Origin of the sequence: Clostridium sp. HGF2 (assembly GCF_964240115.1) — a bacterium.
Classification (GTDB): domain Bacteria; phylum Bacillota_I; class Bacilli_A; order Erysipelotrichales; family Erysipelotrichaceae; genus Clostridium_AQ; species Clostridium_AQ innocuum.
On the sequence record NZ_CAXSSO010000011.1, the window covers coordinates 109,704 to 126,085 of the forward strand.

Consider the following 16,382-nt stretch of genomic DNA (forward strand, 5'->3'; position numbering starts at 1 on the left):
CCTATGCACCTGCCTTTTCCACACGGATGATCACTTCATCGCCTGCCTTCTCCAGCAGCATTTTCGGTATAACGATTTTTTCCATTTCACCCGGAGCCATATGCTCGCGTTTGAATCCTGCCAGCTTCTGATCCCCGCTCATGACACAGATTTCCATATCCTTATATACATTATTCACTCGGAACATCACTTCCACAAACTTATCCACGTTATTCATACGGATTTTCTGCGGCACTGTGTAATTCACCGCGTTCCCGTTCTTCACTTCAATACATCTTCCGGCTTTCGGATTTCCCTGCATCGCATAGATTGCGGCACTTCTTCCGGCACGCTCACTCTCCGCTGTCACAAAGTCCACAAGATCATGCACATGCACAACATTTCCGCTTGCGAAAATACCCTTTGCACTGGTTTCCATATTCTCATAGACCACAGGACCGTTTGTTCTCGGATCCATCTGCAGTCCGGCAGCTCTGGATAGCTCATTTTCCGGAATCAGACCGACTGATAACAGGACAGTATCCACATCGAAGGTGATCTCTGTTCCGGGAATTGGCTGCCGCTTTTCATCAACCTCCTGAACAATGACACGCTCCACGCGTTTATCTCCCTGAATATCTGTAATGGTATGAGAGAGATACAGCGGGATATCATAATCGTTCAGACACTGCACAATATTTCTGTTCAAACCGTTGGAATACGGACACAGCTCCACACAGCCGACCACCTTCGCACCCTCCAGACTCATACGGCGCGCCATGATCAAACCGATATCACCGGAACCGAGAATCAATACCCGTTTTCCAACCATATACCCTTCAATATTTACATAACGCTGTGCTGCTCCTGCAGTAAAGACACCGGCTGGGCGATCTCCGGGAATCGCAATGGCTCCCCTGGTACGCTCGCGGCATCCCATATTCAGCACGATTGCCTTTCCCTCCAGCTGCATATAGCCCTGCTTTTTATTCATTGCATGAATGCAGCGGTTTTCCTCATCAATATCCAGCACCATGGTATCCAGCAGCACCTCGACATTGGTATCCTTCAGCATTTCGATAAATTTTCCTGCATATTCCGGCCCGGTCAGCTCTTCTTTGAAGTGATGCAGACCGAACCCGTTGTGAATACACTGATTCAATATACCGCCCAGCTCCTGATCACGCTCCAGTATCAGAATATGCTTTGCCCCCTGCTTCCAGGCTTCCAGCGCAGATGCCAGACCTGCCGGCCCTCCGCCGACAACGATAACATCATATTTCATTCCTGTTCACCTCCAGTTGCTTTTGTTTCCCCTGTAATCAGAATCATACCTTCCCGATCCAGCGGTACATCCTTCAAATTCTTTTTCAGCTCTCTTGCGATAATTTCCTGAACACGAGGGCCGCAGAAGCCACCCTGACAGCGTCCCATCCCCGCATTGCAGCGGCGTTTTACAGCATCAATGGATACAGCCGGAATCGGACGATGCACGGAATCAATGATTTCTCCCTCTGTCACTGTTTCACAGCGGCAGATGATTTTTCCATACTCCGGATGCTCCTTGATCAGCGCCGTGCGCTCCTCATGATTCATTTCACGGAACCGCACAACACTTCTCGTATCCATGCATGCTTCCTTTTTTGTCAGAGGCAGACCGGATTCCTTCATCATTTCAATAACGTCCAGCGCAATGGCAGGGGCAGATGATAAGCCCGGAGATGCCATCCCTGCGATATTGTAGAACAGACGGTTTTCGGGATCTTCATATACAAAGAAATCGTCCTCCTTCGTTCTTGCACGAACACCTGCAAAGTTACGAATGGATTCACGGAAATTGATATCCGGAATGGACTTCAATGCGGTATTACGCACATAGCTTAAGCCCTCCGCGGTTGTGGATACATCCTCCCTGGAGGTTGGCTGTGAATCCGGTCCGACAATCAGATTACCATGCACTGTCGGGGCAACCAGAACACCCTTTCCGTTTTCATTTGGACACTGGAAGATGACATGGCTGACAAGATTTCCCTGACTCTTGTCCAGCAGATAGTATTCTCCCTTATTCGGCTCTATCTTAAAGGTGGCGTCATTCACCATTTCATTAACCTCATCCGCAAACACACCTGCCGCATTGCATACGCAAACCGCATCAATAACACCCTGATTGGTTTCAATGGAATACCCTGTATCCGTTTTCTCTATATTTTTTACTTCCGTGTTCAGCTTTACCTCAACACCGTTTTCTACCGCAACTTCTGCCAGTGCCAGTGCCAGCTCCCATGGACTGACGATACCGACATTCGGTGAAAACAGTGCAGCTCTCGCCTCCTGAGATACATGAGGTTCTTCCCTATGCAAACGCTCCTTATCCCAGATTTCCATGTCCTTTACACCGTTCCGGATGCCACGGTTCTTCAGCTCTTCGAGCGTGCTTTCATCCGCTTCGGAAAATGCCATAATCAGTGCACCAATCTGTTTGTATGGAATATCAAGCTTTCCGCACAGCTCCTTGATATATGCATTTCCTGCGACATTGTATTTCGCCATCTTCGAACCCGGCAGCGGATCATAGCCGCCGTGAATGATGGCGCTGTTCGCCTTTGTCGTCCCTACCGATACATCATTCTCCTTTTCGATCAGTACCGCCTTGATCTGATATTTCCCAAGCTCATATGCAAGAGAACAGCCGGCAATTCCTGCTCCGATAATTGCTACATCATACATTCTACCAACCTCCTGTAAGCCTTTTCAGACTTCCTTAACCACCTTAAATTTACTCCATAAAACACAGACTGTCAAACCCCTGTATCCCTTTAAACAAAGGCTTTCTACAGCTTTTTTATCAATCACAGCGCTTTGATTAACACCCTCCTCTTTCTTCTCCCTCTGTAACTGGTCCCCCCTGGTTGAATTCCTGTGCATGACTGCTTGCTTTTCCTGTTAATCAAATATATAATATTAGTAATCATTTGATAATCTGATTACTAATCTGCTGTTAATCAAAATAAATCATAATTTTTAAAGGAGATGTCCCATGGGAAAAAGAAATAAGGTAACAACACGCGATATTGCAGAATATACAGGTGTTTCGCAATCCAGTGTTTCCATGATACTCAGCAACAAACAGAATGTATCCTTTTCTGATGAAACCAGAGAGCTGGTGCTTTCTGCCGCAAAAAAGCTGGGATATCAAAAGCCGGTAAAAAAACAGCTGAGTGCCTCCAGTAAGATGGATAAAACCATCGTTGTTCTGACTCCGCTGTTATCAAACGGCTATTACGCCACACTGGTGCATTCCATTACGGAGCAGGCAGGTGAGTATGGCTATTCGGTTTTCACGGTAACGACCATGCGGGATGCTGCACAGGAAGAGTTTTATTTTGATATGCTCGCAGGACTGCAGCTGGCGGGAGCCATCTGTCTGTATCCTCCAACGCGAATTACCAAAGCCAATGCACTGGCAAAGCAGATCCCCGTTGTATCCATCGGTGACAAACCGGAAGGCTGTACCTTTGATTCCGTTGAGCTGGATGGCAGAAAAACCGGATATCTTATGGGAGAATATCTGGTGGGACTCGGGCATACGCACATCACCTTTGTATCCACCCCCATCAAAGCAAAGGAAATATCCAGGCTGCATCGTCTAGAAGGATTAAAAGCAGCATTTGAGGAGCATGGACAGAGCCAGGATAATATTCTTGTAAAAACCCCTTCCATTGCCACCTACAGGCAATATCCATCGGAATCCTCCGAGTATATGACCGGCTTTGATCTGGCTCTGGAAGCACTAAAGGAGCATACACCGTCAACTGCCTTTGTAGGAAACAATGATATGACTGCCTTTGGTGTCATGGCCGCTCTCACGCAGCAGGGATATCGGATACCGCAGGATTACTCTGTCGCAGGCTTTGATAACATCCATCTTTCCTCTATGCCAAATATTTCTCTAACAAGCGTTGAACATGCCTCCATCCTCAAAGGGAAGGAAGCCGTTGACATGATCTATAAGAAAAATAACAAGGACACCCGCAGCAGGGGACATAAATATATCCTGCGGCTGGAATATGAACCGGAGCTGATAATTCGTAAATCGACAGGCAAATGCCGTAACCGAAGCAGGTGAACCTGTGAAAAAAGTGATATGAAATACTGGATATGATCATGAATAGGGAGACAATATAAGATGAGATACAGCAAAAGACGACTGTACAGCTGCCTTAATAACAGCAGATGTCTGTCGCCTTTTTATTTAGTCATGATGCTTGTTGATTTTAATTGAACAAAGAAATGAAAAAGAGCATAACAATTTCTATTATGCCCTGTTACTTTCAAAAATCTGCACGGCATCTATGAAAGACATAAAAATCCTCTGTTCCTCTTCCAGCTTCCGAAAAGAAGCAGAAGCTATATAGGAAAGGCTGCTGTATCAAAGGGTGCCTCTATAGGACTACAGAGGCTTTTCCGTTTAGAAACCTTGCACGGCATCAGGCCTTTACGATTTTTTTCTTTAGCTTTTTTGCGGCCTCATCCAGCGTACTGCTGGATTCGATTGCCTCCAGAATCGCAGTTTCCTCCATCGTCTTTTCCCATTTTTTCAGTATATTTTTCATGACAGTAACCTTATCCTTCTGTTCCAGATCATGGAATACAAATACCTCGTCAAACAGTGCCGTAAAGGAAGCGCCAAGACTGCGCTTCACCTGCAGCAGCGGATCACTAGTTTCCTGAAACTTCAGCGCACTCACACTGGAACAAGGAAAATCACCGCTCATAATCATTATACTGTGGCGCAGATCAATTTTCTGTATGTCACGCTCCAGATAACCGCGTTCAATGCCCTGCTTTAAAAACTGCAGCATTGCTTCATTTGCCATATGCAGGTTGGTTACATTCACTATGGTATAGGGATTTCTGCGCAGCTTGGACAGGTTATGATCCAGATTGTGCTCCAATGCCGCCATATCCAGCTCCACCATATCCTCCTGATTGAAATACAGGCGGTTAAACTGATGAATCAGCGTCTTTTTTCCAACGCCCTGATTCCCCAGAAAGAGCCATACACCAAGGGGACGTTCACTGATGATTCCCTGTTCGATCCACTCCAGCTGCCCCATCAGCTTGCGGATAACCTCCTTTTGCGCAACCATGGTCGTTTCCAGATGCTTTTTCAGCTCCTGCAGACGGTTACGGGAAGCCAGCGGAATATCCGTCAGCTTTTCTATGACATCCCGTACCATGTCCTCACTGACACTGCGCTCACTCTGCCGTTTAGCACCGACACAGGCCAGATCCAGCACATCAATCGCCTTATCCGGAAACTTCCTCTGCGGCATGTAATATGCACAGTATTTCACGATTTGTTCCAGAACCTTCTCCTGAATCTTTACATTATGAAAATCCTCGTATTCCTTCTTCTTTGCCTTTAGCATCTTAATGGTGTCCTCAACATCCGGCTCCCGTATGGTAATGATCTGAAAGCGGCGCTCCAGCGCACGATCCTTTTCAATATACATTTCATATTCCTCGATGGTGGTTGCCCCGATACATTTGATAACACCTCTTGCCAGATACGGCTTCAGCACACTGGAAACATCAATTGAACCCTCGGATTTTCCGGCACCGATCATCAGATGGATTTCATCAATAAATAAAATAACATTGGGATACTTCTCTAGCAGACGGATGATATTCTGCAGCTTTTCCTCAAAATCACCGCGGTACTTGGTGCCAGCCACAAGTGAATTCAAATGCAGCTCATAAATACAGGCATCCTTCAGCGAAGGAACCAGATTCTGCTGAATCATACCGGCCAGCTTTTCCACCAGAGCGGTCTTTCCGACACCGGGTTCACCAATCAGCAGCGGATTTGCCTTATCCTTGCGCGACAGTACGGAAATCATAAAATTCAGCTCCGCATCCCTTCCCACGATGTCCTGATTCGCTCCGCACATATTCAGATTGCGAAGCTCACTGATTTTATCCAGCTCGCTCATACTGCCATGCTCCATCTGCAGCAACACCACCTCTTCATCCACATCATAGCGATGCAGTATCTCCGTTGCCACACAGCTGTTTGTCTGCAGCAGTGCCAGTGTCAGGGAATCCACATCCATCATTGTATTTTGTTTTCTGGAAGACAGTGACATTCCGCGCTCTAGGATATCATCCACGACCTGTGTAATCTGCAGCTCCTCCACATCCTGATCCTTCAGTCCAAAAAGAACCATTAAATCCTCCTTGAGCTGAAAATAATATACACCCTGTGCACATAACAGCCGTGACAGCGGTGTTGCGGTATCCTTTAATATCGCAAGCAATAGATGCTCGCTTCCGACATAATTGTTGCCCATCTCTCTGGCTTCCTCTCTTGCTGTATCCAGAATTGCGGAAACCTGTGTATTTAAACGATACTTCATATCTTCACCATCCTCGTCATTCTATAGCATATGAACTTCATACGCTGCTTTTGTTAGTATAACCAGTTTATTTCACAATATTTCACGTTCCGAAGCAGAAGCTCTACAAAACGTTCGACGAATACAGACAGGAAAACAAAGGAAATCATATAGTAAAGAGGAAGGAGGTGTCAAAGCATGGCAAAACGTGTCCGTTCCAGTCCGCGAACATCCTCGGTAATTCTTTCTGTCAGCATCATCAGTGTTTCAATTATCGGCGGCATCGTACTGTTTCCGATTTTGGGAATCGGCAGTATTCTGCTGGTGGCAGTCGTTATATTCCTGCTGAGCCGCAATCAGAATCCACGGTGCTGATTAACTTTGCTTATGAACGCGCGCATGAGTTGTAAGGAAGCTGTTTTGTATAGCGCATGATCTGTGTTGTTTAAAAAGGGCAGGCCCTCGCCTGTCCCTTATGCTTCTCTTAGCAGATACACCTGGTGATCCTGGTCATAAAAGCTGAACATCCTTCCGTAGGGGTACTTCTGAATGTCATCCACAATGACACCGTTGCTTAGTAAACGGCGATGCTCCTCTTCAATGTCCGCACAGGTAAACATAACAGACGGATGTGCTGTAGATACCTGCGGATTGGCTTTTTCCATACGGGAGCGTTCAAACAGGACAATCGTTGTCTGTGCATGATAATCCGGTGCTGTTTCCAGCCATGTCATGCCGGGTCCCATCAGCTGTTCCTCACGGATGACAAAGCCCATATTCTCTGTCCAAAACTTTTTTGCTTCTGCACTGTTTTTTACATACACGGTTATTTTTGCTATATTGGAAATCATGGTTATCCCTCCGCTGTTAGTATGCACACACTTCTTTTTCTCCATACGGTCTATGGCTTTGTACTCTCCAGAAACCAGCGGGTGCGTTCAAAATACAAATCCCGCTTCTGTCCCTGAATCACACATTCATAGCAAAGACCGCAGCCACCTACTGAGGAGGCTTTATTGCGAATTTGCAGCACCCTGTCAATTTCATACTTTATTCCGTTGTCCCAAAGCACTGCAACCGGCTTCAATACTTCATTCTTTCCCATAACAGTCAGCACATCCACATATTTCTTATACAGGCGCTGTCTTGGCTCATGCAGCTTCTGCATAGGCTACCTCAAAAGAAACCGACCGGATGCACGACATGATCCTCTTTGGGATTGAAATCCGTGAGATGTCTGTCCTTCAGCAGAGAGCAGCGCTGTATTTTAGAAAACCCGAAGCGATCCCGTATGGCATCCATTGTTTCCTCCAGCATCCGCTGCCGGTGCCGCTCCTCCTCACTGACAAACAGATTCAGCTGTGTCATCCCGCTATCCTTTTCAATTCCGCCAAGCGTTACCCCTATCGTGCGAAGCGGTATGGAAAAATCATAGTTTTCTTCCAGTAAAGACAGTACCACCGGCATGATTTCAGAAGCGATATTGGTTGCCTGTGCCAGCTTTCTCTGCCTGCTAAACCACGTGAGCTCTGTGCTTCGCAGCGTAACCGAAATCACATTGCCCCGAAGTCCCTGCTCCCGAAGACGGGAGGCAACGGATTCCGCAAGTACATAATACACGATTTTCGCATCCTCAAAGCTCTTGATATCCTTAGGTGCAGTAATAGCATTTCCCACTGATTTCACCGGTTCCTGATGCGAGGATAGAGCAACCTCGGATACATCCTCTCCGTTCGCAAACCACCAGATCAGCTCTCCCACCTTTCCAAAGCGATCCTTCATCCATCCCTGAGGAAGCTGTGCCAGCTGTCCGATTGTTTCAATGGAATAGTGTGCCAGCTTATGCTTCGTCGCTCTTCCCACGTAAAACAAATCCTGTACCGGCAGGGGCCAGATTCTCTCACGATAATTTTCTCTTGTAATCTCCACCAGACCTTTGTGTTTGTCCATATCAGATCCGATCTTCGCAAAAATCTTATTATAGCTGACGCCCATGGATACCGTCATTCCCAGCTCATGCTCAACACGGTTCTGAATTTTTCGCGCAATGCTCATCCCGCTGCCAAACAATGCGGTTGATTCACTCAAATCTATCCAGGCCTCATCCAATCCGAAGGACTCCACCTTATCCGTATATTCGCGATAAATATCCTTAACCCTTTCTGTATAATACATATACTCCTCATAATCCGGCTTCAAAATACGCAGCTGCGGACACTTTGCCAGTGCTTCCCGCAGAGATTCCCCGGTTTTAATGTGAAACGCCTTGGCCTTATCATTCTTTGCCAAGATAATTCCATGGCGTTCTTCTTCGTTTCCGCCGACTGCCATCGGGACATCCCGCAGCCCGGGATATTTCATTTCCTCAATCTGCGCATAGCAGTGATTGATGTCACTGTGTACAATAATACGGTCTTTCTTCTGCATAGGACTCACCTCACAAAACTATTATATGCATTTTGTTCCGTTTTTCAATAAATAATGGAACGTTACCAGAAATTGGCAGCTGATAAATACCGTTTTCATATAAATTTTGGATTTTTATGTTATACTATATACGGGAGGACATCTTCATGAAATTAAGTGAGCTATTAACCTACTATCGGCATCGGGACAGCCTCAGTCTGGAAAGTGTCGGGGATTTTGTCGGTGTATCAAAATCAACTGTGAAGCGCTGGGAGTCCGGAGAATCCAGCAATGTTCCACAAGCCCGGTTAGACAGACTTTCCGAGCTGTTTGGAATTGATGTACCGGCATGTCTGCAGGGACATGTTAAACCGATTCTTGGCTATGTGAAGGCCGGCTACGATCTGTTTGCGAATGAGAATCTGCTGGGATATGAAGAGGTGAGCGCAAGAGAAGCCGCACAGGGCGATTATTATCTTCGTGTACAGGGAGATTCCATGACTGGCTCCCGTATTTATGACGGTGACCTGGTGTATGTAAAAAGCTGCAGTGATGTGGAAAACGGAGACATAGCAGTTGTTTTGTTGAATCACAGCGAAGTAACTATCAAGAAAATATTAAAAAAGGAGCATACTGTTATTTTAATGGCAACAAATCCGGTAGTAGAACCAAGGGTTTTCACACAGGAGGAAATCGAAGAAGGACAACTTAAGATCATAGGTAAAGTCCTGCATTCGAAGATACGGTTCTAAAAAATCATTGTAAAAATTTGGAAATTATGTCATACTAGTGGAGTAGGTTTGTATATAATATCATACTATATGAGATGGATGCTTTTGCCCTGAAAACATCCATTTTTTTTATTTTATCAGGTAAAAATTAACCAAATGTGCAAGAAATGTATATATACATAAAAGTATAGATTTTAACACAGAAGGAGGAATTGGATTGAAAACAGATGAAATGCTGGAATATATACAGCTACATTGTAATTTGAATTATATATCCGATATACGAAATCCAATCTATCTGAAAGAATGTCTTGCTTTTCTTAACGAAATTGACGATGATGCATTTACCATACAGCAATGGCGGTATCTTTGTGAATATATCACCGGACAGGAATGCAGTTCCTCTGCTATTGATGCTATTCGAAAAATAATCAATTCCTTCTCTCATCGTGTATAAACATACAGAAAATGGCAATCCTCTAGCTACAGGAGGTCATCGTCATGTACGCTATTCGCAGTAAAAAAACAAACCGATGGTTTCACGGTATCAATGCACAGGCAGGTGCAGGAAGCTCCCTGCGCATTCAGATGGATGATATGCTGCCGGCACTGTTCCGCACCAAGGAAATGGCCAGAGTGGAGCTGCTGCTCAATCATCTCTCAACCCAGTCCTATGAAATTCTGGAAGTGAATCTGCAGGTTCTGGAGCATGTATCCTGACAAGAAATTCGCAGCAAGCGGATTTCTTTTTTCTTTCGCTTATGGTAAGCTATAAGAAGAATACAGAAGAGGTGAACAATCATGTATCGTATTATGATTATTGAAGATAACGAAAAAATTAGAAACGAGCTTTGTGATTTTCTTGGTAAAAACGGCTATGAAGCTCTGGGGCCGGATGATTTTGAGCATACCCTGGATATCATTCATAAGGAGCAGCCGGATCTGCTTTTACTGGATTTGAATCTTCCAGTTGTGGATGGTCATTTTATCTGTCGGGAGGTGCGCAAAAGCAGTGATATGCCTATTATTATTGTGACAAGCAGAGATTCCGATATGGATGAGCTGATCAGTATGAACCTGGGAGCTGATGACTTTGTGACCAAGCCCTACAATCTGCAGATTCTGCTTGCCCGCATCGCCCGGGTGCTGCAGCGCACCTATGAGCATGCCAGCAGCAATATACTGACCATTCATGATATTGCACTGGATATATCGAAAAGTACATTAACCTGGAAGGGAAACAGCATTGATCTGACCAAGAACGAATTACGGATCATGCATTGTCTGTTTCAAAATAAAAACAAGATCGTTTCCCGCAACGAGCTGATGCAGCATATGTGGGACTGTGATCTGTTTGTCGATGACAATACCCTGACCGTCAATATCAACCGGCTGCGTAAAAAGCTGGAGTATCTGCGGCTGGATGATCTGATTCAGACAAAGCGCGGTATGGGATACATCATATATGAGGACTAATGAATTTATTCGGGAAAAGCTGTATCTGATTATGATTTCCTTTCTGACAAGTATTATCACGATTCTGTTTCTATATGCCATTCAGGTTAACGGACAGGTCATTCTCATCATCTCTCTGCTGCAATGGGGGATGGTGCTTGCCTGTCTGATCATTGAATATCTGCGGCGTTCCACCTATTATCACCGCCTGGAACAGACATTGGACGGCCTGGATCAGAAATACCTGTTGACAGAAATCATTGATGAGCCGCTGTTTATGGACGGCAAAATTCTATATGAAACCCTGCGCATTGTGGATAAATCCATGGCAGATAATGTGAACCGCTATCGGATATCACAGAATGAGTACAAGGATTATATTGAAATGTGGGTTCATGAAATCAAAACACCGCTCGCTGCCAGCAAGCTGATTATCTCCAACAATCCCAGTGAAGTGACACTGAGTCTGCAGGAGGAAATTGAAAAGGTTGAGGGCTTTGTGGAACAGGCACTCTTTTATGCGCGCAGTACGAATCCTGAAAAGGATTATATTATCAAGGAGCTTTCCCTGCAGGAATGCGTATCAAAGGTCATTCGCAAGCATTCCAAGAGCTTTATTTATCAGAAAATAAAAATTCAGCTGGATGATCTGGAGTTGTCCGTTTACAGTGACAGCAAATGGCTGGAATTCATCCTCGACCAGATTATTTCCAATGCCCTGAAATATACGCCGAAGGAAGTTGGAACCATTCATATATGGACCACATCCACTGATAATATGATTTCTCTTCATATTCAGGACAACGGAAGCGGTATATCCTCCAGCGAGCTGGGCAGAATCTTTGAAAAGGGCTTCACGGGAACCAATGGCAGATTGAATGAAAAAGCGACTGGCATGGGCCTGTATTTATGCAAAACACTTTGTAATAAGCTGTATCTGGGAATTCGTGCGGAAAGTGTACAGGGACAGGGAACGACAATTATCCTTGATTTCCCGATTTCCAAGCTTATGCTTCTGAAATAAAAAGACTGTATGCATTGCTCTTATTGTTGTTGATGCTGTTGAGCAGGGAATCCTCCCTGCTTTTCTTACGAAGAAGCTTACAAGTTTGTAAGCATAATGTAATCGTTATCCATGGCGCATATACCACAGCTCCTGTACAATACAGGTATACAGGAGGTGATCCCATGAAACGGATATGGGCCTATGCATTTGAAATCGGAATTGTGATGATGGGGATTCTGCTTGTCATCAATCTACTCTTTCCAACCTTTCTCAGTGAAGGAATATACAGCTGTATGCTGATTCTGTTTCTGGTAAGCGTCCTGCTGCTGAAGCTGTCCAATATCAGTGAACGTATGAAAGATAAAACAAACAGAGGAGGAATTTTATGAAAACCATATTAACTGTAGAAAATATTGAAAAGTATTACGGAAACCGAAGCAATATCACAAAGGCTGTTGACAATATCAGCTTTTCTGTAGATGAAGGTGAATTCATCGGTGTTATGGGACCCAGCGGTTCCGGTAAGACAACCCTGCTGAATTGCATTTCCACCATTGACAATGTCACCAGCGGTCACATTTATATCAATGGCAAGGATATTACAAAGCTGAAGAAAAATGATTTGAGCAGCTTCCGCCGGAAAGAGCTGGGCTTCATATTCCAGGATTTCAACCTGCTGGATACTTTGACTGCCTATGAAAATATTGCACTAGCTCTTACGATTCAGAAGGTAAAGCCGTCACAGATTGGAAAACGTATTGAAAGTGTCGCAAAAAAACTGGACATAACGGATGTACTGCAGAAGTATCCGTATCAGATGTCCGGTGGTCAGAAACAGCGTGTGGCGTCAGCGAGAGCATTGATTACAAATCCGAGTCTGATTCTGGCGGATGAGCCAACCGGCGCACTGGATTCCAAGTCAAGCCGCATGCTGCTGGATTCCATGGAGCGCTTGAATATCGAATACAATGCAACGATTATGATGGTAACACACGATGCCTTCACCGCGTCCTATGCGCACCGTATTCTGTTTATAAAGGATGGAAAAATATTCAATGAGATTGTACGTGGTGAAAGCTCCCGTAAGGATTTCTTCAACCAGATCATGGAGGTTGTGACCCTGCTGGGAGGTGACACGAGCAATGTACTTTAAACTGGCCCTGCGCAATGTCAAGAAGAGTTTTAAGGACTTCCTTGTCTACTTCCTGACCCTGACCTTCTCCGTATGTCTATTCTATACATTCAATTCCTTTCAATCCCAACAAGCGGTTATGAAGCTGAATGATTCACAGCTTATGATTGTGGATCAGCTGACACTGCTCATGCGATTGGTTTCAATCTTTGTGGCAGTTGTTCTCGCATTTTTAATTTTGTATGCAAATAACTTTCTGATTCGAAGACGAAAAAAAGAGCTCGGTCTATATACGATGCTGGGTATGCCGAGAGGGAAAATTTCCAGAGTACTGGTATACGAAACATTGACCATCGGCATCATCTCTCTTATATCCGGAATGATCTTGGGACTGATCGTCTCACAGGTTCTGACTGCCGTAACGGCAAATTTGTTTGCTGTGTCTCTTGATTATCACTTCGTGTTCTCCCCTTCGGCAACGATCATGACCGTATTCTCCTTCTCTATGATCTTCTTTATCACGATGATATTCAATACCATGGTATTGAACCGCTATAAGCTGATTGACCTGCTGAATGCCGATCGAAGAAATGATGATTTAAAAATAAAGAAGGTCTGGATGTCTCTGCTTCTATTTGCAATCTCCATCGGATGTCTGAGCTGGGCTTACTATCAGGCTCTTGATAACGGCATCATGGCGTTCAATTCCCTTGGCACCATCATACTGGTTGGAAGTATCGGTACTGTACTTTTCTTCCTTTCGCTTGCCGGCTTCCTGCTTACAGTCGTAAAATCAAGCAAGGGAATTTACTTCAAAAATCTGAATTGCTTTATACTGCGTCAGATCAATTCCAACATCAATACGAACTTCATCTCTATGAGCATTGTGTGTATTATGCTGCTTTTAAGTATTGGTGCCTTATCCACCGGGTTAAGCTTGAATAACACTATGAATAAATCCATTAAAAATAATACTCCATATGATTATACAATCATCGCGGAATATGGGTATTATCCAAATGGTACAAAAAAGAACGATGGAGACCTTCTTCTACCGGATGTAATACCGCGCTTACAGATTGATCCTTCCTATATAAAATCACAAAGCATCCTGACTACCTACACTTCTGAGTTAAAGGTTAGTGATAAAAACCTGATGGCTCATATATCAGATAAGACAGGCCGCCAGTTGATAGAGGATAATGGAAAGGAGTCTGTTATTGCTATACCGTTGTCCTCATATAACACAGTTAGAAAACGACTTGGATACGAACCAGTCAAGCTCAAGAATAATGAAATATATCTCTATACTTCTGTTGAAACACTTTCTCCCGCGGTAAATGATATTCTGGATGCCAAGCCTGAGGTTACTGTATTTCATAATAAAGTTCGTGTTGCCAACGATTCCTATGAGACGATTTCTCTAGGAACAAACAGCAGCATGAATGGTTATATGCTTGCCATGGTTGTACCAGATGCCGCCATACCTAGCAATGCGGAAATCAATGAGATCTACTGGAATATTGATCTTTCAAGTAAAACAAGCTGTGAAAAGTTTGATAAATATTTTGATCAGCAGCGTGACAAGCTATATGAAGAGTCACCTAATGAAGATGTATTCCCTTCCTTTATGCGTGCCACCAAGCAGGATGTTTATGATATGAATAAGGGAATGGCTGTAACCTTTACGTACATTGGAATTTATCTGGGAACCGTCTTTATGATTGCCAGTGCAGTAATTCTTGCATTGCAGCAGCTGTCTCAGGCCAATGATAATAAAAAGCGCTATCTGATTTTGAATAAAATCGGAACGGAGCAGCGTATGATCAATCGCTCTATATTATTACAGATCGCCATTTACTTTATGATGCCGCTGGCACTTGCCGTTGTGCATAGTGTTGTAGGAATCAAGATGGTAAACACACTGGTGACAATGTTCGGCCGGGGAGATATTATGATGTCATCCTTCTTCACAGCTGCTATCATCCTGGTCATTTATGGCTCATATTTCCTGGTAACGTATGCCGGGTATAAAAACATATTGAAATCCTAAAATGAAAGCTCTGCATAAAAAACAGAGCTTTTTATTTACAACCTCAATCTCCATTAAACAGCAGAAAATCTGCAAACTGTAATATCCGAACGCTTCTTCATACACTCTGCCACATTTCACAGCACGCAGCTTGCAATCAGCAGGACTTGCGATTTAGCACAGAAACAGTCCATTCTGAGTATATATGCGGTATAGATATACATGGTATCTCATTATATTTCACATATACAAGAGTCATGCTTGTCATTGCCTTTGTATTGGAGCCATTAGAGCTGTTATCCCTTCGGTAACATTTAAGTGAGTACCAAGTTAATTGAAGAATCAAAAGCATAAACCATTAAAGCTTCTACTGAAAATAATTAAAAAATAAGATGAGAAGAACGACTACTGTATACTGAATTTGTAAATTATTAAATATGCGAACTACAATATTTTGTCAGTTGTGTATATGCGATTTACAGAAATCGTATAACATGATAAAGACAGATACCATATGATGAAGGACTTCCTACACGCATTGGATCGTCCTTGTAAAAGACTAAGAAAGAAGAAGTAAATTCTGTGAGTTCAGGCTTTATTTCCTCTTCGCTTCACAGCGGTATCCATCAACCATTATAGGAAGGAATCCGATTAAGATAACTGCTTCCATTTCTTTTATCTGCGCTGAGTTCAAACCGCTTACCAATATTAGAGCAGCATTGCGTTGATTTCCTTAAGGAACTGCTTATCCGGAACCGGAGTGCCCTTGTTACGAACACCGTTGGTATCAAGAAGAAGAATGCTTCCTTTCATCTTCCTGTATGGTTTGACTTCTACGATTTCTCCAACTCCTGCAGGCTTATCCTGTTTATAATGAGACTGGAGCTCTGTCACTGTTACGTTATGCTTACTGCAGAATTCATTTACAGATATCCTTGGCTGGCAATACTAAACCGTTTTATGACAACCTCCCAGTTTTGTTCTTTTTCATCACCTTTTATCATGCATAATTTTGCACTTCCTTTTTGCTTCAGGTAGCGTGTGTTTTTTTCTTATCAGTCATCTGATTTTACATCATGAATTATCATTACTGGTATGCTATGCATTCCTGATACCTGACGCTTATAGCAACAAAGAAATTCCAAACAAAAAAAGACCCATCGTAAGATGAGTCAGATTACCTGGCAGCGTGCTATCTTCACTGGAGCCAGTCCAGATATTGTCGCCGCTGATATGCTTAACT

Annotated in this window: 16 protein-coding genes; 10 read left to right on the forward strand and 6 right to left on the reverse strand. The window is 43.9% G+C overall.

The features are described 5' to 3' along the window. Position 1: 1 nt before the first annotated feature. Positions 2-1,264, reverse strand: a complete 1,263-nt coding sequence (locus ACESPQ_RS17325; RefSeq protein ID WP_002607180.1) for an NAD(P)/FAD-dependent oxidoreductase — start codon at positions 1,262-1,264, stop codon at positions 2-4. Beyond that, positions 1,261-2,706 carry an NAD(P)/FAD-dependent oxidoreductase gene (locus ACESPQ_RS17330; protein ID WP_109771703.1) on the reverse strand — a complete coding sequence of 482 codons (1,446 nt, stop codon included), beginning with the start codon at positions 2,704-2,706 and terminating at the stop codon, positions 1,261-1,263. Before ACESPQ_RS17330 ends, ACESPQ_RS17325 begins: the two co-directional genes overlap by 4 nt. Before the next feature lie 310 nt (positions 2,707-3,016). Here ACESPQ_RS17330 and ACESPQ_RS17335 point away from each other — a divergent pair, with 310 nt between their 5' ends. Further along, positions 3,017-4,105, forward strand: coding sequence for a LacI family DNA-binding transcriptional regulator (locus ACESPQ_RS17335; protein ID WP_002607178.1), 1,089 nt, complete (start codon positions 3,017-3,019; stop codon positions 4,103-4,105). Positions 4,106-4,466: 361 nt separating this feature from the next. On the opposite strand, the gene ACESPQ_RS17340 is transcribed toward ACESPQ_RS17335, so the two are convergent. Then, positions 4,467-6,398, reverse strand: a complete 1,932-nt coding sequence (locus ACESPQ_RS17340) for an AAA family ATPase (RefSeq protein WP_002607177.1) — start codon at positions 6,396-6,398, stop codon at positions 4,467-4,469. A gap of 177 nt (positions 6,399-6,575) precedes the next feature. Between ACESPQ_RS17340 and ACESPQ_RS17345 the strand changes: the two genes are divergently transcribed. Continuing rightward, positions 6,576-6,752 (forward strand): hypothetical protein, encoded by a 177-nt coding sequence (locus ACESPQ_RS17345; protein WP_002607176.1) that lies wholly within the window; start codon positions 6,576-6,578, stop codon positions 6,750-6,752. A 98-nt stretch (positions 6,753-6,850) separates the two neighbouring features. Here ACESPQ_RS17345 and ACESPQ_RS17350 read toward each other — a convergent pair whose 3' ends face one another. Genes ACESPQ_RS17350 through ACESPQ_RS17360 form a run of 3 tightly spaced genes read right to left on the reverse strand, consistent with a single transcriptional unit; the run spans position 6,851 to position 8,804 of the window. Next, positions 6,851-7,228: a VOC family protein gene (locus tag ACESPQ_RS17350; protein WP_002607175.1), complete on the reverse strand. Its 378-nt coding sequence runs from the start codon at positions 7,226-7,228 to the stop codon at positions 6,851-6,853. A gap of 50 nt (positions 7,229-7,278) precedes the next feature. Further along, positions 7,279-7,545: a hypothetical protein gene (locus tag ACESPQ_RS17355; RefSeq protein WP_002607174.1), complete on the reverse strand. Its 267-nt coding sequence runs from the start codon at positions 7,543-7,545 to the stop codon at positions 7,279-7,281. Positions 7,546-7,553: 8 nt separating this feature from the next. Continuing rightward, the gene (locus ACESPQ_RS17360; protein WP_109771702.1) at positions 7,554-8,804 is read right to left on the reverse strand and encodes a DNA polymerase thumb domain-containing protein; all 1,251 of its coding nucleotides are present in this window, start codon (positions 8,802-8,804) and stop codon (positions 7,554-7,556) included. Positions 8,805-8,950: 146 nt separating this feature from the next. Between ACESPQ_RS17360 and ACESPQ_RS17365 the strand changes: the two genes are divergently transcribed. From ACESPQ_RS17365 to ACESPQ_RS17400, 8 genes are all read left to right on the forward strand, one after another. After that, positions 8,951-9,535 carry a LexA family protein gene (locus ACESPQ_RS17365; RefSeq protein ID WP_002607172.1) on the forward strand — a complete coding sequence of 195 codons (585 nt, stop codon included), beginning with the start codon at positions 8,951-8,953 and terminating at the stop codon, positions 9,533-9,535. 196 nt (positions 9,536-9,731) lie between these two features. Further along, the gene (locus ACESPQ_RS17370) at positions 9,732-9,971 is read left to right on the forward strand and encodes a hypothetical protein (protein ID WP_002607171.1); all 240 of its coding nucleotides are present in this window, start codon (positions 9,732-9,734) and stop codon (positions 9,969-9,971) included. 44 nt (positions 9,972-10,015) lie between these two features. Beyond that, positions 10,016-10,234: a hypothetical protein gene (locus ACESPQ_RS17375; RefSeq protein ID WP_002607170.1), complete on the forward strand. Its 219-nt coding sequence runs from the start codon at positions 10,016-10,018 to the stop codon at positions 10,232-10,234. A gap of 81 nt (positions 10,235-10,315) precedes the next feature. After that, positions 10,316-10,990, forward strand: coding sequence for a response regulator transcription factor (locus tag ACESPQ_RS17380; RefSeq protein WP_002607169.1), 675 nt, complete (start codon positions 10,316-10,318; stop codon positions 10,988-10,990). Then, positions 10,980-11,993, forward strand: coding sequence for a sensor histidine kinase (locus ACESPQ_RS17385; RefSeq protein WP_002607168.1), 1,014 nt, complete (start codon positions 10,980-10,982; stop codon positions 11,991-11,993). Before ACESPQ_RS17380 ends, ACESPQ_RS17385 begins: the two co-directional genes overlap by 11 nt. Before the next feature lie 164 nt (positions 11,994-12,157). After that, positions 12,158-12,364, forward strand: coding sequence for a hypothetical protein (locus ACESPQ_RS17390; protein WP_002607167.1), 207 nt, complete (start codon positions 12,158-12,160; stop codon positions 12,362-12,364). Further along, complete coding sequence (locus ACESPQ_RS17395) at positions 12,361-13,128, forward strand: ABC transporter ATP-binding protein (protein ID WP_044908055.1); 768 nt, start codon at positions 12,361-12,363, stop codon at positions 13,126-13,128. The genes ACESPQ_RS17390 and ACESPQ_RS17395 overlap by 4 nt, the downstream gene beginning before the upstream one ends. Further along, a complete protein-coding gene (locus tag ACESPQ_RS17400) occupies positions 13,118-15,160 on the forward strand; it encodes an ABC transporter permease (protein WP_373144608.1) in 2,043 nt (680 codons plus the stop codon). The genes ACESPQ_RS17395 and ACESPQ_RS17400 overlap by 11 nt, the downstream gene beginning before the upstream one ends. Positions 15,161-16,382 lie beyond the last annotated feature (1,222 nt).